The organism is Streptomyces sp. NPDC002144, from assembly GCF_053593695.1.
This window is the reverse complement of sequence record NZ_JBSFDB010000010.1, coordinates 63,668-84,329: the sequence shown is the minus strand read 5'-3', so window position 1 is coordinate 84,329 and position 20,662 is coordinate 63,668. Positions and strand designations below refer to the sequence as shown.

At 72.0% G+C, this 20,662-nt stretch carries 21 protein-coding genes; 6 read left to right on the top strand and 15 right to left on the bottom strand.

All coding sequences use genetic code 11. The features are described from left to right. The 4 genes from ACWCQ1_RS17120 to ACWCQ1_RS17105 all read right to left on the bottom strand — a co-directional run bounded on the left by ACWCQ1_RS17120 (position 1) and on the right by ACWCQ1_RS17105 (position 3,254). Positions 1 to 393: a TadE/TadG family type IV pilus assembly protein gene (locus ACWCQ1_RS17120; RefSeq protein ID WP_133048985.1), complete on the bottom strand. Its 393-nt coding sequence runs from the start codon at positions 391 to 393 to the stop codon at positions 1 to 3. Next, positions 390 to 1,646, bottom strand: a complete 1,257-nt coding sequence (locus ACWCQ1_RS17115) for an AAA family ATPase (protein ID WP_358594395.1) — start codon at positions 1,644 to 1,646, stop codon at positions 390 to 392. The genes ACWCQ1_RS17120 and ACWCQ1_RS17115 overlap by 4 nt, the downstream gene beginning before the upstream one ends. A gap of 9 nt (positions 1,647 to 1,655) precedes the next feature. Continuing rightward, complete coding sequence (gene cpaB, locus ACWCQ1_RS17110) at positions 1,656 to 2,366, bottom strand: Flp pilus assembly protein CpaB (RefSeq protein ID WP_133048983.1); 711 nt, start codon at positions 2,364 to 2,366, stop codon at positions 1,656 to 1,658. A 78-nt stretch (positions 2,367 to 2,444) separates the two neighbouring features. Beyond that, a complete protein-coding gene (locus tag ACWCQ1_RS17105) occupies positions 2,445 to 3,254 on the bottom strand; it encodes a hypothetical protein (RefSeq protein WP_358594576.1) in 810 nt (269 codons plus the stop codon). Between the two features lie 305 nt (positions 3,255 to 3,559). On the opposite strand from ACWCQ1_RS17105, the gene ACWCQ1_RS17100 reads away from it, so the two are divergent. After that, positions 3,560 to 5,251 (top strand): chitinase, encoded by a 1,692-nt coding sequence (locus ACWCQ1_RS17100; RefSeq protein WP_358594398.1) that lies wholly within the window; start codon positions 3,560 to 3,562, stop codon positions 5,249 to 5,251. Positions 5,252 to 5,260: 9 nt separating this feature from the next. On the opposite strand, the gene ACWCQ1_RS17095 is transcribed toward ACWCQ1_RS17100, so the two are convergent. Further along, entirely contained in the window at positions 5,261 to 5,626 is a 366-nt protein-coding gene (locus ACWCQ1_RS17095; RefSeq protein ID WP_451026813.1) for a hypothetical protein, read from the bottom strand. Positions 5,627 to 5,835: 209 nt separating this feature from the next. Between ACWCQ1_RS17095 and ACWCQ1_RS17090 the strand changes: the two genes are divergently transcribed. Together ACWCQ1_RS17090 and ACWCQ1_RS17085 are read left to right on the top strand one after the other, a co-directional pair. Beyond that, a complete protein-coding gene (locus tag ACWCQ1_RS17090) occupies positions 5,836 to 6,348 on the top strand; it encodes a SigE family RNA polymerase sigma factor (RefSeq protein WP_133048981.1) in 513 nt (170 codons plus the stop codon). A gap of 73 nt (positions 6,349 to 6,421) precedes the next feature. Beyond that, positions 6,422 to 7,666, top strand: a complete 1,245-nt coding sequence (locus ACWCQ1_RS17085) for a hypothetical protein (protein WP_358594404.1) — start codon at positions 6,422 to 6,424, stop codon at positions 7,664 to 7,666. Between the two features lie 32 nt (positions 7,667 to 7,698). On the opposite strand, the gene ACWCQ1_RS17080 is transcribed toward ACWCQ1_RS17085, so the two are convergent. The 4 genes from ACWCQ1_RS17080 to ACWCQ1_RS17065 all read right to left on the bottom strand — a co-directional run bounded on the left by ACWCQ1_RS17080 (position 7,699) and on the right by ACWCQ1_RS17065 (position 12,472). Beyond that, positions 7,699 to 8,178 (bottom strand): ATP-binding protein, encoded by a 480-nt coding sequence (locus ACWCQ1_RS17080; protein WP_358594406.1) that lies wholly within the window; start codon positions 8,176 to 8,178, stop codon positions 7,699 to 7,701. A gap of 79 nt (positions 8,179 to 8,257) precedes the next feature. Then, on the bottom strand, positions 8,258 to 9,178 hold the full coding sequence (locus ACWCQ1_RS17075) for an MEDS domain-containing protein (protein ID WP_358594409.1): 921 nt from the start codon (positions 9,176 to 9,178) through the stop codon (positions 8,258 to 8,260). A 97-nt stretch (positions 9,179 to 9,275) separates the two neighbouring features. After that, positions 9,276 to 11,612 carry an ATP-binding protein gene (locus ACWCQ1_RS17070; RefSeq protein ID WP_451026812.1) on the bottom strand — a complete coding sequence of 779 codons (2,337 nt, stop codon included), beginning with the start codon at positions 11,610 to 11,612 and terminating at the stop codon, positions 9,276 to 9,278. Between the two features lie 230 nt (positions 11,613 to 11,842). Continuing rightward, a complete protein-coding gene (locus tag ACWCQ1_RS17065; protein ID WP_451026811.1) occupies positions 11,843 to 12,472 on the bottom strand; it encodes a hypothetical protein in 630 nt (209 codons plus the stop codon). Positions 12,473 to 12,641: 169 nt separating this feature from the next. Between ACWCQ1_RS17065 and ACWCQ1_RS17060 the strand changes: the two genes are divergently transcribed. Next, the gene (locus ACWCQ1_RS17060) at positions 12,642 to 13,226 is read left to right on the top strand and encodes a TetR/AcrR family transcriptional regulator (RefSeq protein WP_358594418.1); all 585 of its coding nucleotides are present in this window, start codon (positions 12,642 to 12,644) and stop codon (positions 13,224 to 13,226) included. Between the two features lie 103 nt (positions 13,227 to 13,329). Here ACWCQ1_RS17060 and ACWCQ1_RS17055 read toward each other — a convergent pair whose 3' ends face one another. Further along, a complete protein-coding gene (locus ACWCQ1_RS17055; RefSeq protein WP_358594420.1) occupies positions 13,330 to 13,731 on the bottom strand; it encodes a hypothetical protein in 402 nt (133 codons plus the stop codon). A gap of 158 nt (positions 13,732 to 13,889) precedes the next feature. On the opposite strand from ACWCQ1_RS17055, the gene ACWCQ1_RS17050 reads away from it, so the two are divergent. Next, complete coding sequence (locus ACWCQ1_RS17050; RefSeq protein ID WP_451026810.1) at positions 13,890 to 14,612, top strand: TetR/AcrR family transcriptional regulator; 723 nt, start codon at positions 13,890 to 13,892, stop codon at positions 14,610 to 14,612. A 220-nt stretch (positions 14,613 to 14,832) separates the two neighbouring features. On the opposite strand, the gene ACWCQ1_RS17045 is transcribed toward ACWCQ1_RS17050, so the two are convergent. From ACWCQ1_RS17045 to ACWCQ1_RS17025, 5 genes are all read right to left on the bottom strand, one after another. Then, positions 14,833 to 15,351, bottom strand: coding sequence for a hypothetical protein (locus ACWCQ1_RS17045; RefSeq protein WP_451026809.1), 519 nt, complete (start codon positions 15,349 to 15,351; stop codon positions 14,833 to 14,835). Between the two features lie 64 nt (positions 15,352 to 15,415). Next, positions 15,416 to 16,894 carry a GntP family permease gene (locus tag ACWCQ1_RS17040; protein WP_133048971.1) on the bottom strand — a complete coding sequence of 493 codons (1,479 nt, stop codon included), beginning with the start codon at positions 16,892 to 16,894 and terminating at the stop codon, positions 15,416 to 15,418. Positions 16,895 to 17,014: 120 nt separating this feature from the next. Further along, entirely contained in the window at positions 17,015 to 17,425 is a 411-nt protein-coding gene (locus ACWCQ1_RS17035; protein ID WP_133048970.1) for a RidA family protein, read from the bottom strand. After that, positions 17,422 to 18,198: an IclR family transcriptional regulator gene (locus ACWCQ1_RS17030; protein WP_133048969.1), complete on the bottom strand. Its 777-nt coding sequence runs from the start codon at positions 18,196 to 18,198 to the stop codon at positions 17,422 to 17,424. The genes ACWCQ1_RS17035 and ACWCQ1_RS17030 overlap by 4 nt, the downstream gene beginning before the upstream one ends. Then, on the bottom strand, positions 18,195 to 19,238 hold the full coding sequence (locus ACWCQ1_RS17025) for a sugar kinase (protein ID WP_358594433.1): 1,044 nt from the start codon (positions 19,236 to 19,238) through the stop codon (positions 18,195 to 18,197). The genes ACWCQ1_RS17030 and ACWCQ1_RS17025 overlap by 4 nt, the downstream gene beginning before the upstream one ends. A gap of 134 nt (positions 19,239 to 19,372) precedes the next feature. Between ACWCQ1_RS17025 and ACWCQ1_RS17020 the strand changes: the two genes are divergently transcribed. Further along, positions 19,373 to 20,650 (top strand): amino acid deaminase, encoded by a 1,278-nt coding sequence (locus ACWCQ1_RS17020; protein ID WP_451026808.1) that lies wholly within the window; start codon positions 19,373 to 19,375, stop codon positions 20,648 to 20,650. Positions 20,651 to 20,662 lie beyond the last annotated feature (12 nt).

Below are 20,662 nucleotides of genomic sequence, written 5' to 3'. Positions count from 1 at the left end.
TCAGTCCTTCACCTCCTCCACCGCGCCCGCGTGTCCGTGCACAGTGATGGGGACGGAGACCGCGCCCGGGAAGAGCAGCGGGACCCGTATCGACACGTCCGCGGTCACGAAGCCGGTGCCGCCGCACTGGTCCACCGTGGTTCCTCCCCGCCAGGACGCCGAGAGGTCCTTCAGCGCCGCCTGCTCGCACACGCCGAAGCGCTCCCCCCGGTGAGCGGCCGTGCCCGCCCGTACCCCCTCGTCCGCAGCATTCCCCGCGAGCGTGTACGCGTACCCCACCAGCACGAGCTGCCACAGCACCACCAGCGTCACGATGATCAGCGGGGTCATGCCGAGGAACTCGATGGCGACCTGACCGCTGTCCCCTCTCCGCACGGCCCCGGGCCTCCTCATCCCCCGCCCTCCCTCCGGCGCCGGAAACTCACCGCGCCCCGGTCGCCCCGGAACCGCCCGCCGCCCCGGTGAGCCGCCTCGGCCGCCTTGACCAGCCCCAACTCCCCGGCCAGTGACCACAGGGCCTGCTTGACCACGCCCCTGCTGTCCAGTTCATGGACCCGGCCCGCGTCCACCGCGCCCTGCAACTCCTTGAAGTTGGCCGGGATCACGGTCCCCGCCACCGCGGTGCCGGTGATCTTCTGGATCAGCTGCGGCTGGATCTCGGTGGCCCGGCTGTGCCGGTTGACGACCACGGTCGTCTCCTCGGCCTTGCGGATCTGCAGCCGGTCCCACATCCGTACCGCCCGCTTGGCGCCACGGACGGCGACCACGTCCGGGGTGGTGACGAGCAGGGCCATGTCCGCCATTTCGACGGCGGCCGCGCCCGCCCCGCTGAGCTGCGCCCCGCAGTCGATGACCACGACCTCGTACCGTGACCGCAGCGCGCTGACGATCTGCCGCGCGCCCCGGTCCGTGACCTCCTCGCCCCGCTCGCCCTCGCCCGGTGCGAGGAGCAGGGCGATCCCCGTGTCGTGCCGGTAGACGGCGTCGGCGAGCACCCGGGGCGAGATGTCCGTGATCGCGGCCAGGTCGACGACCGAGCGGCGGAACTGGACGTCGAGGTAGGACGCCACGTCCCCGGTCTGCAGGTCCATGTCCACCAGGGCCGTGCTCCGGCCCGAGGCCTGGGCCGCCAGCGCCAGTTGGATCGCGGTCAGGGTGGCTCCCACCCCGCCCTTCGCGCCGCTGACGGTGACCACGGTGCCGCCGACGCCGGTGAACACGTCGCCGCCGGAGCCCAGATGGCGCCGTACGCCCACCGACCACTGGGCGACCGCCTGGACGCGGCTCGCCAGCTCCTCATAGCTCAGCGGGAGGGCGACCAGTCCGCGTGCGCCGTAGTCCATCGCGGCCTGGAAGAGTCCCGGGCTGGCGTCCGAGGTGACGAGGATGACGCCCACCGCCGGGAAGCGCAGGGCCACTTCGCGGATGAGTTCCAGGGCGGGGACGGGGCCGATGCGCTCGTGGACGACCACGACCTCGGGGAGTTCGTCGATGGACTCGGCGGCCAGCCGGGCCAGGGTGTCGACGAGCTGGGTGGAGTCGACGACCGGGGCCACCGGCTCGGCGTCCGGGAGCTGGCTGAGCAGCGTCGTGATGGAACGGACCGCGTCCGCGTCCCCGACTGCCGGGAGGATCCTGGTGGGCATGGGGGCCTCTCACTTGTCCTTCGCGAGCTGGTACGTCCGGTCCTTGTCGGGGACCGTGGTGCTGCCGCCCGGCGCCACCAGGGCGAGCCGGACCCGCTGGGCGAACGACTCGGCGTAGGTGATCCGCTGGGCGTCGAGGGTGGAGAGGGCGAAGGTGATGGGGACCTCGTCGGTGGGCTGCTGGTTGTTCTTGTCGCTCGCGGAGGGATCGAGCGCCTTGATCTCGCCCACGTCCAGCACCTTCGCGTTTGTTACGATGATCTTGGACTGGGCGGGATCACCCTCCTTCTCGCCCGCGAAGGTGGCGTACACGTTGACCGTCGAACCAGGCGTGATCTTGCCTGCCACACCGGTCGCCGCGTCGATCATGATGGCGACCTCCTGCTGACCCGGTTGCAGAGCGGGCTGGTCGACGATCATGTCGCTCTGCAGCAGGGACCCGGCCCGCAGTGTGGTGACGGCGATCTTGCCCCGGACGGCGTCGAGATCGGTGATGGCGTTGTGCGACAGCCACCGTTCGGGCATCTTGATCTTCTCGAACTGGCCCGCGGTCAGCTGGGTGTACGGCGCGATGTTGTCCTTCACCTGGTACGCGGTGACCTCGGGGCCGACCTTGGACTTCACGTCGCTGATGACGGACAGGACGCCGGCGAACGCGCCGAGGGCGCACAGGACCGACAGGAGCAGGAGGAGCACGCCGCGGCGCTGACGGGAGTTCATGTGCCGTACAACCTCATTGGGGATATCGGTCGGGCGGAATGGGATCGGTCGGGCGGTGCGGGGGGGGGCGCTGGGGACTCACCCGGCCGGCAGCTGGTTCTCCAGCAGCGGTGGCGTGGCGGAGCAGAACACGCAGCGGTCGCCGATGACGTCGATGCCGCACCAGTGGCAGCTGCTCTGCCGGACGGACGCCACCAGCTGGTAGAGGACCGAGAGGTCGGGGAGGAAGGTCGCGAACTCGACCAGCTTGTTCGTCCCCCACCAGGTCGCCGACTCGGCGGGCGGGACGGTCTCCCTGAGCCCCTGCACGTTCCACTGCTTGGCCAGCGTCGCGCTCACCCAGTCCGACTGGAGCTGGCCCTTGGCGACCAGCATCCAGGTGCCGAACTCCGGTCCCGCCAGGGCGGCCGTGGGGCCGAGCTTCACCAACTGCGGTTCGGGGTGGGCGAGGACCGCGAAGTGGCTGCCGGGCACCCAGGACTTGGCGTGCGACCTCAGACCCACGGGGACGCGGTCCAGGCGGGCCACGGAGCCGAGCAGCGCGCCGGCGTGGATGTAGTGGGTGAGCAGCCGGCCCGCGGAGGCCAGGACGCCCGGGGAGAGGTCGCAGGACGCCAGCTGCCGCAACTGCCGGGCCAGGACGGCCAGTCCGAGCGGGGGCAGATCGGGCCGGAACAGGGCGATACGGTCGCTCTCCAGGAGGGAGCGGATGGTGTGCAGCCGGCGTTCCACTCCGGGCGGGGCGGCGCGCGAGGACACGACGACGAGATGCCCGTACTGGTCGACGAGGCCCTGGACGGCGGACAGCGCCTGGTCGAGCGGCTGTCGGTCGAGGTCCGGCAGGACGACGGCGGGCAGGGTCCGTTCGTCCAGCGGCGGCAGCGCCATGTCGGCACTGGTCACGGCAATGGCAGTTGGCACGCGCAGCTCCCCGTGTTACGCCGTCGGCCCACCGGGGCGGGGTTACTCCGGTACACCGATATGACTTCACTGCGTGACTACCTCAGCACTGTATCCACGCCTCTGTGACCGGAGAACAGCGTTTCTGTAGCTGATGGGCAACTGCCGTTTCACAAGACACGTCAAAACGGGGCAGGTTGAGCATCTCGCCGGCACCGAAGCGAGCCGGCGCCGGACGGCCGAGTTGGTCTGGACCTCTTGACAGCCGGATTGGTCTGGACCAACTTGTTGTCATGTCCCCACTGAGACGATCGACACGGCTCTGGTCCTCAGCCGTCACCGCCGCCCTCGCCCTGTCCCTCGCGGGCGCGGGCCAGGCGTCCGCAGCGGACGTCAACAACGCGAAGAACGCCGGTTTCGAGTCCGGCCTGAGCAACTGGACCTGTTCCGCCGGCAGCGGTACGACGGTCTCCTCCCCGGTGCACGGCGGCTCGGCCGCGCTGAAGGCGACACCGGCCGGGCAGGACAACGCCCAGTGCGCCCAGACGGTGGCCGTGAAACCGAACTCGACGTACTCGCTCAGCGCCTGGGTGCAGGGCGGCTACGCCTTCCTGGGCGTCACGGGCACGGGCACGACCGACGTGTCGACCTGGACGCCGGACTCGTCCTCGTGGAAGCAGCTGACGACGAGCTTCACGACGGGCGCGGCCACCACGTCCGTCACGGTCTACACCCACGGCTGGTACGGACAGGCGGCCTACTACGCCGACGACGTGTCCGTCCTCGGCCCGGACGGCGGCGGGGGCGGCGACCCGGCCCCGACGGTTCCGGCGACGCCGTCCGGCCTCGCGGTCTCGGGTACGACGTCCTCGTCGGTGTCCCTGTCCTGGACCGCGGTCTCGGGCGCCACCGGCTACAACGTCTACCGCAACGGCACGAAGGTGACCGCGGTGACCGGCGCCTCGGCGACCGTGACCGGGCTCGCGGCCGCCACCTCGTACTCCTTCCAGGTCACCGCCACCAACTCGGCGGGTGAGTCGGCGAAGTCGGCGGCGGTCACGGGCACGACCGCGACCAGCGGCACGGGCGGGGGCACCTCGCTGCCCAAGCACGCGGTGACCGGGTACTGGCAGAACTTCAACAACGGCGCCACGGTCCAGAAGATCTCGGACGTCTCCGCGCAGTACGACATCATCGCGGTGGCGTTCGCGGACGCGACGTCCACGCCGGGTGCGGTGAGCTTCACCCTCGACTCGGCGGGGCTCGGCGGGTACACCGTCGACCAGTTCAAGGCGGACATCGCGGCGAAGCACGCGGCCGGCAAGAAGGTGGTCGTCTCGGTCGGCGGGCAGAACGGCACGGTGTCGGTGAGTGACTCCGCCTCGGCGACGAACTTCGCCAACTCGGTGTACTCGCTGATGCAGACGTACGGCTTCGACGGCGTCGACATCGACCTGGAGAACGGCCTCAACCCGACGTACATGTCCCAGGCGCTGCGGTCCCTGTCGGCGAAGGCCGGCTCGTCCCTCGTCATCACCATGGCCCCGCAGACCATCGACATGCAGTCGACGTCGGCCGGCTACTTCCAGACCGCGCTGAACGTCAAGGACATCCTGACCGTCGTCAACACCCAGTACTACAACAGCGGTTCCATGCTGGGCTGCGACGGCAAGGTCTACTCGCAGGGCTCGGTGGACTTCCTCACCGCGCTCGCCTGCATCCAGCTGGAGGGCGGCCTCTCCCCGTCCCAGGTGGGCCTGGGCCTGCCCGCCTCGACGAGCGCCGCGGGCAGCGGCTACGTCTCCCCGACGGTCGTGAACAACGCCCTCGACTGCCTCACGAAGGGCACGAACTGCGGTTCCTTCAAGCCCTCGAAGACGTATCCCGACCTGCGGGGCGCGATGACCTGGTCCACCAACTGGGACGCGGCCGCGGGCGGTTCCTGGTCGGGCTCGGTCGGACCGCATGTGCACGCGCTGCCGTAGAGGCCGGGATCAGCCCAGGGGGCGGTAGTACCCGAGCACGAAGGCCAGTTGTGCGAACCACTCCTGGACCCGCTCCCGGCGTTTCGCGTCGACGGCACATTCGTAGAACGTGCCGTCGACGTGGATCACGGCGACCATGAGGGTCTTTCCGGAGGGGCCGGCCTTGTAGTGGACGCTGCGAATCTCGTGCCAGCCGAAGTCGACGGACAGACCGTGGTCGTCGAAGGCGACACCGGCGGAGTCGACCAGGATCGAGTAGTCGCGGTCGACCGCCAGGAACTCCGGCGCGGGCGCGGGTGGTTGCTGGGAGAAGGCGTGCGGCGGTGGGGGCGGGCCGAAGCCCGGTGGGGGCGGTGGGCTCGGTGGACTGGTCATGCGGCCTCCGTCGCGAGGGGCGGTCACGGTGATCGAGCGGGCGGTGCACCTTATCGATCCCGTTCGTCGGTCCCGTCCGTCGGTCCCGTCCGTCGGTCCCGTTCGTCGATCCTGTTCGTCGATCCTGTTCGTCGATCCCGTGTGAAACATTTCCCCGGTGCCACCGCATCAATGAAGTGAGAGCGGCGCCGCGGCAGGGGGAAGACGGTATGAGACAGGCACGTGCGGACGAGTACGCCGAGTTCGCGGCCGCCCGCGCCGGGCATCTGTACCGCTCCGCCTGTCTGCTGACCGCCGGGGACACGCATCTCGCCGAGGACCTGGTGCAGGAGACCCTCGGCCGGCTCTACGTCAGATGGGGCCGGGTGTCCCGGGTGGGCAACCCCGCGGGGTACGCCCAGACCGTGCTCACCCGGACCTTCCTCGCCCACCAGCGGCGACGCAGCAGCACCGAGCAGGCCACCGACACACTCCCCGAACTGCCCGACGGCGCCCCCGACGGGGACCCCTCGCTGCGGCTGACGCTGTTGGAGGCGCTCGGCCGGCTCGCCGCCAAGGACCGGGCCGTGGTGGTCCTGCGGTACTGGGAGGACCGTTCCGTCGAGGAGACCGCCGACGTCATGAACGCCAGCTCGGCCGCCGTACGGACGCGGTGCGTGCGGGCGCTGGGGCGGCTGCGGGAGCTGCTCGGCGAGGACCTCGGCGAGTACGCCCGCCCCTGACCCACATCACTTCAGCCCACTCACCTCACCTCGACCCACCTCACGTCAACCCTCAGCGAAACGGTGGTCCCCCATGCCCGTCGAACAGTACAGCGACCCCTTCGAGGACCGGCTCACCGCCGAACTGCACCAGGCGGGCAGCGCCTTCGCGACCGACCGGGCCGAACTCGTCGCCGCCGGTGTCCGCATCGGCCGCCGGCGCCTGCTGCGGCGCCGGGCCGCCGTCGTGGGCGGCGCCGCCTCCCTCGCGCTCGTCGGAGTGGGCGGGGCGCTGCTCCTGCCGGGCGCCGGATCCCCGCCGCGGGCCACCGCCACGGTCGGCACCTCCCGGCACACCCCCGAGCCGGCCCCCGACCCCGTCTCCGCCGACCAGCTGATCCGCACCCTGGAAAAGCTGCTCCCGCAAGGCAAGTTCAGCCAGGCGCAGGCGCGCGGCACGAACGAGAAGCTCGGACCGTTCGTGCACCTCGTGTACGACGACGGGAAGGGCGCGGCGGCGATCGAGGTGGGCCTCGACCGGATCGAGCCGGGCAGCGACCAGGCACGGCAGACCACCGAGTGCCCGGGCAAGGCGTATGTGCACTACGACGCGTGCGGCACGACCCGGTTGTCGGACGGCTCGGTGGTGATGGTGCTGCAGGGGTACGAGTATCCGGACCGCCGCGTCGACACCAAGTACTGGACCGCCGAACTCGTCACGCCCGAGGGCGGGCACATCAGCGTCGGCGAATGGAACGCGGCGGCGGAGAAGGACTCGCCCCTCACACGGCCCGAACCTCCGTTGTCCGCCGCGCAGTTGAGGCAGCTGGCGGCGGCCGGCCCCTGGCGGGACGCCGTCGACGCGATCCCGCGGGACCCGAGCGCGCCGGCCGCCGAGCCGACTGCGACCGCCTCCCGGAGCACGGTGTCCGTCGCCCCGATGCTCAGGAGCCTGCTGCCCGCGGGGAAGTTCACGGTGTCCGAGGACAGCGGCCAGGACACCGGCTTCGGCTACCTCGTCCTGGACGACGGCAAGGGCAAGAGCCTCGTCCAGGTCAACGTCCAGGCCGACATGTCGGACGTCGGGGCCGAGCTGTTCGGCTCCGGCTCCGAGACGCTGCCCGACGGGACGAAGGTCGCCCTGCACCAGCGGCCCGGCGAGAAGGGCGGCGCGGGCGTCGTGTGGTGGACCGTCGACACCCTGCGCAAGGACGGGCGGCGGGTGGTGATCAGCGCCTTCAACTCCGGCGCCCAGGACACCCCGGCGACCCGCAAGACCCCCGCCCTGACCATGAAGCAGCTGAGGGCGATCGCCCTCAGCCCCAAGTGGTGGAAGTGACGGGCCGAACAGCGACCCGCGCGGGCGGACGGCTATCGCCGACCACAGCCGTCCGCCCCGCAGGTACCGAGCTCGAACCACACGCTCTTGCCCGGCCCGTCGTGACGCCAGCCCCAGCGCAGCGCCAGCGCCTCCACCAGGAACAGCCCCCGCCCGCTCTCCCCCGTGCCCGCGTCGAGCACCCGTGGAACGCGCCGGCCCGAGTCGCTCACCTCGCAGCGCAGCACCCCGTGGGCCGCGGACAGGGTGAGCCGGAAGCCGCCGCCTGAGTGCAGCAGCGCGTTGGTCGCCAGCTCGCTGACGAGCAGCTGCGCCACCTCCACCACCTCGGCGTCCCGGTCCGCGATCCCCCACGCCTCCAGCTGTCTTCGCACCTCAGAGCGGGCCCGCCGCACGGACGAGGGAAGGGGGCCGTACTGGACGCTCAGGTCACCGGCACCCAGGGGCGGTTGAGGGTACGCGGCATGATGCGGGTCGGGATCCGGGCGAGTGCTCCCGGAGCGTTGCAGCATGCGGAACAGGATGACCTCCCCCCGGGCACGGGACACGGGGAGGACTACCCGATTCCATACCTGCGTACCTGCCCGTGCCCTACCCGTACTGCAGCCGTACGGTGGCTCCGTGCTCGTCGTCGCGGACGTCGACGTACGCGCACACCTGCCGGGTGAACCACAGCCCCTGCTCCGGCTCCAGTTCGGGCGTGGGCGGCGGCACGAACCCGGCCAGCGGATCACCGACCCGGCGCGCGGCGCGCAGCTCGCACACGCAGGCGGGCGCCTCGCCCCACAGCCGTACGGCGGTGACGGGCCCGAGCATGCCGAGTGCCGCGGTCACCGCCTCGGTGAACAACTCGGCGTCCACCCGGGTCAGTCCACGGGCCACCGCCCGTGAGCGTACGGCGTCGGCGTACGGTTCCCGGAGGAGTTCCGCGTCCGGCGGAGGCGGTGCGAGCGGCACGGCGTCCAGCTCGGCGGTGAGGCGGACCGGGTCCTCGTACACGCCCGAGCCGGGGTGGGCGCGGCGGGCCGCCTCGACGATCGCCTCACCGGCGGTACGGGTGTCGTAGGCGCACAGGACCGTCGTCGCCATCGGCGCGAACAGCAGGTTCGCGAGGGCCTCGTAGCGGATCCACTCGGTGGTCTCCCGGGCGGAGCGCCCGGCACGGCCGTCCCAGACGGGTTCCATCAGGAGGTGGACCCGGCCGCCGGGTCCGGCCTGCGCGGCGAGGTAACCGGCGCCCTGGGCGACCGCGTTGGCGGCGGAGCCGGTGTACCAGTCGGTGTGCTCGATGAGCGCGACCTCCTTGGTGTCGCTGCCGAGGGCGTCGCGCAGGAGCTCCAGCTTGGCCGGGGCGGCGATGGCCGCCGGCGGGGGTTCGCCGGGGGCGCCCAGGCCCTCGGTGAGGAAGGGCACGGCGGTGGCCACGAACTCGTCGTCGGCGCCGAAGACGCCCATGCGGTGGTCGAACGGGGTCGGGGTGGGGGTGGGGGTGGAAGCTGGTCGAGCGGTCATGTTTCTCCTTCGTGGGGAGGGATCTCGTGGGGAGGGGGTCTCCGTTGGGGAGGGGATCTCCGTGGGGAGGGGTCTCCCTGGCGGGGTGGGGATCGGTTCACCGCTGGGCGGTCACCCAGGCGGCGATCTGGCTGCGGTTGCTGAAGCCGAGCTTGCTGAGGATGCGTTCCACATGGCCTTCGGCGGTCCGGCGGGCGATGACGAGACGGTCGGCGATCTGCTGGTTGGCCAGGCCCTGGGCGACGAGTTGGGCGACCTCGCTCTCCCGGCGGGTGAGACGGACGCCGTCGCCCCGCTCGGCCGGCGTCGACTCGGGCCGCTGCGGCGGGAGTTCACCGGTGGGCTCCCCCACCGCGTAGCCGACGGTGGCCGTGAGCCCGAGGGCCGCGCCGCACGCGTACGACCGCTCGTAGGCTGCCCTGCCGAGGGTCTCCCGGGCGCGGGACTCGCTCTCCAGCCGGGTGGCGCCGAGGGCCTGGGAGCCCCAGCGGAAGCGATCGACGTCGGCCCAGACGCGGTCGGCGCCGCCGAGCAGGACCGCCGCGCGCTCGGCGGCCCCGCGGCGGGCGGCGGTCTGGGCGAGCAGGTCGAGAGTGAGGCCGATGCCGATGATGTCGCGGACGGCGAGTTTGCGGCGCAGGGCGTCCCGGGCGTGCCGCTCGGCCTGCTCCCACTCGCCCTTCACGGTGTGCGCGAGGGCGAGCATCCGCAGCACGTACGACAGCACCCACTCCTCGCCGTGCTCCTCGCACAGCCGGCGGGTCTCCACGCACACCTCGATGGCCTGGTCCGCCTCGCCCAGGAAGCCGAGCGCACAGGCGAGTTCGACCCGGTCCAGACCGACCAGGGACAGGTGCTGGCCGGGAACACGGCCGCGGGCGACGGTGGCCCGGTAGTGCTCCAGGGCGCCGGGGACGTCGTTGTTGAACAGGCGCAGGACGCCGATGACGTACTCGGCGTGGGCGGCCTCGGCCTCGTCGCCGAGGGAGCGGGCCAGGTCCCTGGCCTCCTCGGCGCGTGCCCGCCCCGAGGTCAGGTCCTCCTGGGAGCCGGCGAGCAGGCCCACGATCCACAGGGCGCGGGCCCGTTCGCGGGTCTGCTCGGGGCAGGCGGCCAGGGCCCGGTCGAGCCAGTAGCGGCCCTCGCGGGGCGCCCCGCAGGCGTGCCAGTAGAACCACAGGGTGCCCGCGAGGCGCAGTCCGGCACGGGCCTCGCCGGGTTCGGTGAGGCTGAAGTCGAGGGCGGCGCGCAGGTTGTCCTGGTCGGCGCGGAGCCGGGCGACGATGTTCCGCTGCCCCGGCCCGAACCAGGCGCTCTCGCAGCGGGCGGCCCGGCGCTGCACCCACTCCCGCTGCCGGCGCCGCGCGGCGACCTCCTCGCCCGCCTCCCGCCGTAACTTCTCCAGGCCGTAGTGGCGCAGGGTGTCCAGCAGCCGGTAGCGCACCCCGCCGGGGCCCTCCTCCCGGCCCAGCACGGACTTGTCGACGAGACCGGCGACGGCCTCCAGCACCTCGTACGCGCGCACCCGCTCACCGTCCGCGCACACCGCCTCGGCGGTCTCCGCGTCGAAGCCGCCGGCCAGCACGGACGCCCGCGCCCACACCAACTGCTCTTGCTCGGTGCAGAGTTCATGACTCCAGTCGACGGCGGCCCGCAGGGTCTGGTGGCGGGGCAGGGCGGCGGTGGAGCCGGCGGTGAGGAGGCGGTAGCGGTCGTCGAGGCGCTCCAGGAGCTGTTCCACACCGAGGACGCGCATGCGGACGGCGGCCAGTTCGATGGCGAGCGGAAGGCCGTCCAGGCGGTGGCACAGCCGGGCGACGGCGGCACGGTTGGCGGCGGTCAGCCGGAAGCCGGGGACGACGGCGGCGGCCCGGTCGGCGAACAGGGCGAGGGCGGGGTAGCCGTCGGCCGAGGTGAGGTCGCCGTCCGGGTCGGGGACCGGCAACGGCCGTAACTCCAGCAGGTGTTCCTCGGTCAGACCGAGGCGGTGGCGGCTGGTGGCGAGGACGCGGACGCCGGTGGTGCCGTGCAGCAGGGCGGCGGACAGGTCCGCGCAGGCCTGGAGGAGGTGTTCGCAGTTGTCGAGGACGAGCAGCAGACGCCGGTCGCGCACCTGCTCGACGAGGGCGTCCAGCGGGGGCTGGCTGGAGTGGTCGTGCAGGCCGAGGGCGTCGGCGGCGGCGACCGGGACGAGCGCCGGGTCGTCCAGCCCGGCCAGCTGCACGAAGCGGACGCCGTCGGGGAAGGTGCGCTCGACGCGGGCCGCGATGCGTGCGGCCAGGCGCGTCTTGCCGACGCCGCCCGGTCCGGTCAGCGTGACCAGGCGTGCCCTGGCGAGCAGCTCGCGGCCCTCGGTCTGTTCGCCGCGCCGGTCGACGAAGCTGGTGGTGTCGACCGGCAGATGACGGTCCCGTCGTGGCGCTGATCCACCCATGATCAGCCTCCCCTGGCAACGGAACCTCACTTTCCTCTTGGTTCGGCATATATGCACGTCCCGGTCACACCCGCGAGTGCACTTTGCCGGAGGTCCGTGCGGGGAGAACGGGCGCGCGTACACTGCGCGCGCCCCGCCGTCGCGCCCGCTCGGCGCGGTCCTGGCGGGTCCATGAGCCCTGCCCGGACCGCCCCGGCGGGATGCCGTGCGGCACCTTCCTCGGTGTCGCGTCACCCGGCGGGCGTTTCCTCCGGTGCCGCCTCGCCTTCCCGGCGTCCGCCGGTGACCCGGTGGAACTTCTGCGCGGCCTCGGCCCTCTTCTGCTCGCGCCTGGCCTTCGCCTCCTCCTTGCGGACCTGCTCGGCGGCCTCCTCCATCGCCTTCAGCTCGGCGCGTACGCCGTCGACCGGGCGGCGCTCGAGGACGGCGTCGTAGCGCATGGCCAGCAGGTCCAGCACCTGGGTGTCGCTCTCCTTGACCTCGGCCAGGATCGCCGTGCCGCCGGGCGCGACGTGGGGAGTGAAGGCGACGGCGGCCTCGGTGGCCTCACCGGCCCGCTTGAAGTCGTAGCCTCCGCCGATCATCGCGCCGATGCCCCAGCCCATCAGCACGCCCAGCGGTCCGCCCAGGATGCCGACGACCGAGCCGACCAGTCCGCCGACGGCGGTGTTGCGTCCGGCCGCGGTCTCCAGGCCCTCGGGAACGCGGACGGTGCCGTCGTCGAGGCGCTCGATCAGGACGGCCCCGCGGACGTCGGCGGCGGGTGAGGAAAGGTGCTTGAGGTCGCTGAGGGCCTGGTAGGCGGTGGCCCGGTCGGCGAAGCGAAGGGCGACGGCGTTCTCGGTCGTGGTCGTGGTCATGAGATACCTCCGTGGATTGCGGTCTGCTTCGTCGTTCTGTGAGACAGTATGTATCAGAGATGGCTTGTGAGTCAAGTTGTCTCACAGCGTAGGGTCCGCCGCACTGTGGCCGACGGTTAAGGTTTACGAGGCAGACCGTCTCACAAGCTGCCGAGAAAGAGGTGTTCCGATGCCCCGGACCAACGACGACCCCCGCGCCCTGCGCAGCCGTGCCGCCGCCCTGGCCGCCGCCACCGAACTCCTCGTCGAGGGCGGCCCCGAGAACGTCACCCACGCCGGCGTCGCCAAACGAGCCGGCATCGGCCGCGCCACCGTCTACCGGCACTGGCCCGACCAGCAGACCCTTCTCATCGACGCGCTCGCCAACGACGTCCAGCCGCTGCTCTCCTTCGACGACAGCCCCGTGCGCGACCAGTTGGTGCATCAGATGGTGGAGATGACCCACCGGCTCAATCAGCCGAGCGCGGTGTCGGTGCTCGCCACGGTCATCCAGCGGGCCGAGCGGGACGACGAGGCGCGGCGCATCCGCGAGGAGATCTTCGGGAAGGCCGACGAGGACTTCACCCGCTCGCTGGCCGCCGCCGTCGAGCGCGGCGAACTCCGCGAAGGCGCCGAGGAGCACAGCACGGATCTCATCGCCCGTATCGTCGGCCCGCTGCTCTTCTACCGCTTCCTGCACGGGGTACGTCTCGACAAGGACCTCGTGGTCAGCCTGGTCGACGGCGCGCTCGCACCGTGGCAGACGAACGCCTGACCCTGCGTCGCGGGTGGAAAGCAGTGAGGGCGGGCCCGTGTCGGGCCCGCCCTCACCTTGCGGGGCAGGGGGGATCCACCCCGCGTCCATGGAGCGCCGACGACTAGGCGGCGGCGCTCATCCGGCTCAGTACCGCGACCCCCGCCGAGGGTGTCCCCTGCACCCCGCCGCGCTTCCCCTCGCGCCAGCCCGTCGCCACCCGCGCCCCGACCGACGGGACTTCGTCGGCGCCCCCTTCCAGCGCGTACAGCCCGGCGCGTACGCCGTCGACCGGGCGGCGCTCGAGGGCGGCTCCGTACCACAGCGCCAGCATGTCCAAGGTGTCGGTGCCGGACTCCCCGACCGCTGCGAGGACGACCGCCGCCCCGTCGTCGGGGCGCTCGACCAGTACGGCGCCGTGGATCTCGGCGCCGGCGGCGTTGAGGTGCCTCAGCGCGCCCAGCGCCTGATAGGCGGCGACGCGGTTGGTGAAGCGAAGCGTGATGACGTTCTCGTTCATGGGCATGAGCCGTCTCCTCGGGCCCTGCGGCAGACCCACGGCGGACCTGCGACGGACGCGCTCGATCGGTAAGGGAGGCATTCCTTCGAGCTGTGAGACAGTATGTATCGAAGAGCAAGTGTGAGTCAAACAGTCTCAGAAAATGGGGGAGGAAGAGGTGCCGGATGCCCCGGACCAATGAGGACCCCCGCGCCCTGCGCAGCCGCGCCGCCGCCCTGGCCGCCGCCACCGAACTCCTCGTCGAGGGCGGCCCCGAGAACGTCACCCACGCCGGCGTCGCCAAACGAGCCGGCATCGGCCGCGCCACCGTCTACCGGCACTGGCCCGACCAGCAGACCCTCGTCATCGACGCGCTCGCCCACAGCGTCCGGCCGCTGCTCACCTTCGACAACAGCCCCGTACAGGCCCAGTTGACGGCCCGGATCCAGCAGCAGGCCGACTGGTTCGACCAGCCGGCCTCCGCGTCCGTCATCGCCGCCGTCGTCGAACGGGCCGAGCGCGACGAGAACGCGCGGCGCATCCGCGAGGACATGTTCGACCGCGTCGGCCGGCACTTCACGGACGCGCTCGACGCCGCCGCCCGACGCGGTGAACTGCGCCCCGGTGTCCAGGCGCACGCCGGGCCGCTGATGGCCCGCATCGCCGGCTCGCTGTTCTTCCGGCGCTCGATGCTCGGGGAACGGCTCGGCCACGACGTCGTGGCGGACGAGGTCGACAGCGCGCTCGCCCCGTGGCTGCCCGACGCAAGTCAGCCCGGCGGACGTGCCGGAAGCGACCACGACGGCGGACCGGATCCCGCCGGTCGACCGGCCACCACAACTGCTCCCGCCGACAACTCCGCGGAGCCGAGGGCGAGTCACCGCCCGCCCACCCCCAACGACTCGTGAACGTCCGAAGCCGCCCGGGCGTCGAGGGCACCCTCGAGGGCGGTCTCGTACACCGTGGGACGCTCGGGGCGTCGTACTCGTGCAGGGGTTCCGGGGTCACGGGCCCCGCCGGGCGTGGAGGGAGCCCGGGCAGGCCCCGCCACGCCTGCCGGGCGGCGGGAGTCGCTCGGAGCCGGCCGCGCGCTCACCCGGGGCGTCCGGGGGGCGCGCGGCCGATGTTCTACACGTCCGACGCTTCCTCGTCGAAGTAGGCGTCGAGCACCGCGTCCAACTGCTCGTCCCACTCCTGGAAGCGTGACCGGGCCGGTGCCTCGATCTCGATCGGGTACCAACGGCGGTCCGGGGTGTGGACGGTGACGGTGTACCGCTTGCCGAAGCGGGGGGACTCCGTCTCGACGGCGCCGATCTCGTCCCAGCGGAACTCGCACTTCTCCTCGTCGAGGCTGAGACGGATGCCCCGGCGGTCGGCGACGATTCTGGCCCGCCGGTCGGCGGCCTCGAACACGGGCCCGTCCGCGGCCTCCTCCTCACCGGAGTCGGCGTCGGTCTCGTCGGTCTGGGCCCCGGCCACCGGGGTCTCCGCCTCCTCCGCCTCGACGTCCCCACCCTCGGACGTGGCGTCCTCCGGCTCCTCGGCCACGGGTGAGGTCAACCCGGGGATGAACGCCGGGTCGAACCCGGCGCCCTTCACGGGCTCTGCCTTCAGGGGCTGACTGCTCGAACCTATGCGCTGCTCCACAGCGGGCAGTATGGTCGACGATCCTGTGTCGGACACAGCGGGCCCCAACTTCGTTATCAGACGCCTACACGAACCAGCTCAGCACCAGCGCCACCACGAACCCCGCCACCGACAGGACCGACTCCAGGACCGTCCAGGTCCTGAGGGTGTCGCGTTCGGTGATGCCGAAGTACTTGGCGACCATCCAGAAGCCTCCGTCGTTCACATGGGAGGCGAAGATGGAGCCGGCCGAGATGGCCATGATGACCAGGGCGACGAAGGCCTGGGAGTGGTGGCCCTCCGCGAGGAGGGGCGCGACGATGCCGGCCGTGGTGACGATGGCGACCGTCGCCGAGCCCTGGGCGACGCGCAGGACGAGGGAGATCAGGTAGGAGAGGACCAGGACCGGCAGGCCCACGTCGTGGAAGGTGTCGGAGAGCGCCTGGGCGACCCCGCTGGCCTTGAGGACCGCGCCGAAGATCCCGCCCGCGCCGACGACCAGCAGGATGTTGCCGACCGGCTTGAGGGAGGCGGTGGAGACGGTCTCGAGGGACTTGCGGGACCAGCCCCGTCGTATGCCCAGCAGGTAGTAGGCGAGGAGCAGGGCGATCGTCAGCGCCACGAAGGGGTGGCCGAAGAACTCGATCACCGAGCGGCCGGTGGAGGGGTCCAGCGCGATGGAGGAGAAGGTCGCGGCCAGGATCAGGATCAGCGGGGTGCCGATGATGCCCAGGACGGTGCCCAGCGGCACGGGCCTCTCCTGCGGCTCGACGCCGGACGCGCGCTGCTCGTCGATCACCGCCTGCCGGGCCTCGGCCGCCGCCTCCACCATGTCCTGCGGTACGGCCACGAAGACGCGGTTGCCGATCCACGCCGAGTAGGCCCAGGCGGCGAGCACCGCCGGGATGCCGCAGACGACGCCCATCAGGATGACCCAGCCGAGGTCGACGTGCAGGAGGCCGGCGGCCGCCACCGGACCCGGGTGCGGGGGCAGGAACGCGTGGGTCATGGACAGGCCCGCGAGCAGCGGGAGGCAGTACAGCAGGATCGACCTGCCGCCCCGCTTCGCCGCCGCGTACACGATCGGCGCGAGGACGAAGATGCCGACGTCGAAGAAGACCGGGATGCCGAAGATCAGGCCCGTCAGGCCCATGGCGAGGGGGGCTCGTTTCTCGCCGAACAGCCCGAGCAGCCGTGACGCCAACACCTCTGCGCCGCCGCTGACTTCGAGGATCGCGCCGAGCATCGTGCCGAGGCCGATGATGATCGCGACATGGCCGAGGATGCCGCCCATGCCGGACTCGATGGTGGACACGGCGTCCGACCGCTGGACCGTGCCGAAGAGTTCGGTGACGGAGAGCCCGGCGAGCAGGCCGACGGCTATGGAGACGGCGAGCAGGGCGACGAAGGGCTGGATCCTGACCTTGATGATCAGGAAGAGGAGGAGCGCGATACCGAGGGCGGCGACCGTGAGGAGGCCGGGGGTTCCGTCGATCAGGAGGAGCAGGCCACCGGTGTGGGGCGGGGCCTCTGTGGGGGCGGTCGCGGCGAGCTGGAGGGACATGGGGGTCCTCTGGGTAAGTGCATCGGGCTTTCGGGCAGGGGGGATCGCGGCACGGCACCCAGGGAGTCCTGGGTGCCGTGCCGTGTACTGCGTGCGGGAGTTGCGGGAGTCGAGGTGCCGTCAGCTCAGGACGGCGAGCGCGTCGATCTCGATGAGGAGACCCGCGGGCAGGCCGACGTAGACCGTGGTGCGCGCGGCGGGCGGGGCGGTGAGCGCCTGCTCCTCGAAGTAGGCGTTGTAGATGTCGTTCATCTCGGCGAAGTGGTCCACGTCGGTCAGATAGACGCGGATCATCATCACGTCGTCCCAGCTCGCGCCGCCCTCCTCGAGGATCGCCTTGACGTTGGCGAGGGTCTGGAGGGTCTGTTCGCGCAGGGTGGGGCCGGCGGGCGTGGGGGGCTTGCCGTCCTCGGCGGGGAGGAAGCCGACCTGTCCGGCGACCTGGAGGATGTTGCCCTTCTTGACGCCGTGGGAGAACTTCGCGGGCGGGGTGGTGTGGGTCTTGGGGGTGAGTGCGATCTTGTCGGTCATACGGGGTCCTTCGCTTCGCTGTCCTTCACGGGGGTTCTTCCGGAGTACTCGCCGCTGATGGCGTCGGCCGTGCGCCGCACCAGGGGCAGCAGGCTGAGGAGTTCGTCGGCGGTGACGACGACGTTGGGCGCGGAGACCGACATCGCGGCGACGACCCGGCCGTCGGCGCCGCGGACGGGGGCCGCGACGCAGTTGATGGACTCCTCGTGGCCCCCGAGGTCGGTGGCCCAGCCCTGCTCCCGGGCCTTCTCCAACTCCCTCAGGAAGGCGGGGGCGTTGGGGGTGGAGCGGGCGGTGTACGCGGGGTAGTCGAGCTTGTCGGCCAGGGCCCGCCGCTCGGCCTCGGGCAGGTCGGCGAGGAGCAGCTTGGCGACGGCGGCGACGGTGATGGCGACGGGTTTGCCGATCCGGGAGTACATGCGTACCGGATAGCGGCTCTCCACCTTGTCGATGTAGAGCACCTCGTTCTCCTCGTACACGGCGAGGTGGACGGTGTGTCCGCACTGTTCGTTGAGGCGTACGAGGTGGGGGTGGGCGATCTCGCGGATGTCGAGGTTCTCCATCGCCTCCTGGGCGAGGGCGATGAGGCGGGCACCGAGGCGATAGCGCTGGTCGGACTGGCGGTAGACCATGCCGTGTTCGTGCAGGGTGCGCAGGAGGCGCAGAGCCGTGGACTTGTGCACGCCGAGGCGGTCGGCCACCTGGCCGAGGTCGGCGGGGCCCTCGGCGAGCAGCGGCAGGATGCTGAGCGCTCGGTCGACGGTCTGGCTCATGGGGTGCGTACCTCCTCCGGGGCCTGCTCGGCTCGGGTCCAGCCGGGGCCGAGTCGAAGTCTCCCCCACGTGTCGTCGTCGAGGGCGGCGAGGCGGTCGGCGGTGTCGCGGGAGAGGGGTGCGGCGAGGTCGCCGGGGACGGTGAGGGCGGCGGCGGCCGCGAGGTGGCCGTGGCGGAGGCGGGCGGGCACGGGCAGCTCGCGGAGGGTGGCCGAGAGGAACCCGGCGGCGAAGGCGTCACCGGCGCCGACGGTGGCGACGACGTCGACGTGGAGGGCGGGCACGAAGGTGGTCGTCGGACCGGTGAACGCCGTCGCTCCCCGCTCCCCCTGCTTGACCACCAGGACCGCCGGTTCGGGCAGCGCCCGGCGGACGGCCGCCGGTCCGCCCGTGACGCCCCAGGTGTGCTCGGCCTCGTCCTCGCCGACGAAGACGATGTCGGACCGGCGGGCCAGGTCCCGCAGCACGTGCGCTCCGTCCGCGTGCGGCCACAGTCCGGCGCGGTAGTTCACGTCGAAGGAGATCAGCGGGCGCCCCGGACGCGGTGCGGTCAGCTCGCGCATCAGGGCGAGGCAGCCGTCGGACAGTGCCGCCGTGATCCCGGACAGGTGCAGGATCCGGCCCGCCCGCACCGCCGCCAGGTCGACGTTCTCCACGGTCATCGCGGACGCGGCCGAGCCGGCGCGGTAGTACGCCACCTCGTGCGCGTCGGTCGCCCGGTCGCCGGCCGTGCGGAAGTAGACGCCGGTGGGGCGGGCGGGGTCCCGGTGCACGGCGGAGACGTCGACGCCGTGGCTCGCGACGGTGTGGACGAGGTGGTCGCCGAAGCCGTCGGCACCGACTCTGCTCACCCACCGCACGGCATGGCCGGCGGCCGCCAGGACACACGCCACGTTGGACTCGGCACCGCCGATGGCGCGGTCGAAGGAGGGGACGTCGGCGAGGCGGCCCGGGCGGGAGGGCAGGAAGGCGACCATGGACTCGCCGAGCGCGACGACGTCCACGCCGTCGCCGGCACTGCTGGGTCCGCTGGCGGTCACGATGGTGGTGGCTCCCGGGTCGGATGCGGGGACGGCTCCGTTGACCCCGCGTTGGCCGAGATGTTAGACAGCAGTGAGCGATATACGCAATGGATGTTGCACACACTGCAACAGGCCAGATCAGGGAGGCTTCCATGACAGCCGACAGTCCCTCCGAAGCCCTCGCGAGCCTCTCCGGGGAACGTGTCGACCACCGCTTCAAGGGCCTCCCGCCGGACGCCGAGGGCCTGACCGTCGGCGAGCTGGCCGCCCAGCGCCGCAACCTCTTCACCGACGGCTTCACCACCCCCGTCCTCGCGCTGTCCGCCGAGCGCCTGGAGCACAACCTCGCGCTCATGGAGACGTACGCCGTCCGCCACGGCCTCTCCTTCGCCCCGCACGGCAAGACCTCCATGGCGCCGCAGCTGTTCCGGCAGCAGATCGAGCGCGGCGCCTGGGGCATCACGCTGGCGGTGCCGCACCAGGTGCGGGTGGCCCGCCGGTTCGGGATCCGGCGGGTCTTCCTCGCCAACGAGCTCGTGGACGCCGCCGCCCTGCGCTGGATCTCCGGCGAGCTGGACGCCGACCCGGACTTCCGGTTCGTCTGTTACGTCGACTCCGTGCGCGGGGTCGAGCTCATGGACGCGGCGCTGGAGGGGGCCGCCCGCCCGCTGGACGTCGTCGTGGAGCTCGGCGCCGGTGAGGGCGCCCGTACCGGTGTCCGTACGGAGGCGGAGTGCGCGGCCGTCGCCGACGCGGTGGCCGGGACGCGGACGTTGCGGCTCGTCGGGGTGGCGGGCTACGAGGGCGAGGTGCCGCGGGCCGATCCGGAGCGGGTGCACGCCTGGCTGCGGCGGCTGGTCGCGCTCGCCGTCGACTTCGACAAGGCGGGGCGTTTCACGGGCCTCGACGAGATCGTCGTCAGCGCCGGCGGCAGCGCCTGGTTCGACGCGGTGTCCGACGTGTTCGCGGAGATTCCCGAACTGTCCTCCCGCGTACTGAAGTTGCTGCGCTCGGGCGCCTATGTCTCGCACGACGACGGGCACTACCGGAAGGTCACGCCGTTCAACCGGGTCCCCGAGGAGGGCGCCCTGGAGCCGGCGTTCCGGCTCTGGGCGCAGGTCGTCTCGCGGCCCTCCGCCGAGCAGGCCTTCGCCAACGCGGGCAAGCGGGACGCGGCCCACGACCTCGACCTGCCCTTCGCCCAGGTGGTCCGCCGGGACGGCACCGAGCGCCCGGCCACCGGGGTCGAGGTGACCGGTCTGTCCGACCAGCACGCGTGGCTGCGGACGACCGGCGAGGCGGACCTCGAGGTCGGGGACTGGGTGGGGATGGGGCTGTCGCACCCGTGCACGTCCTTCGACAAGTGGCAGCTGATCCCGCTGGTGGAGGCGGACGGCACGGTCGTCGACTACATCCGTACGTTCTTCTAGAGGGAGCCCGCG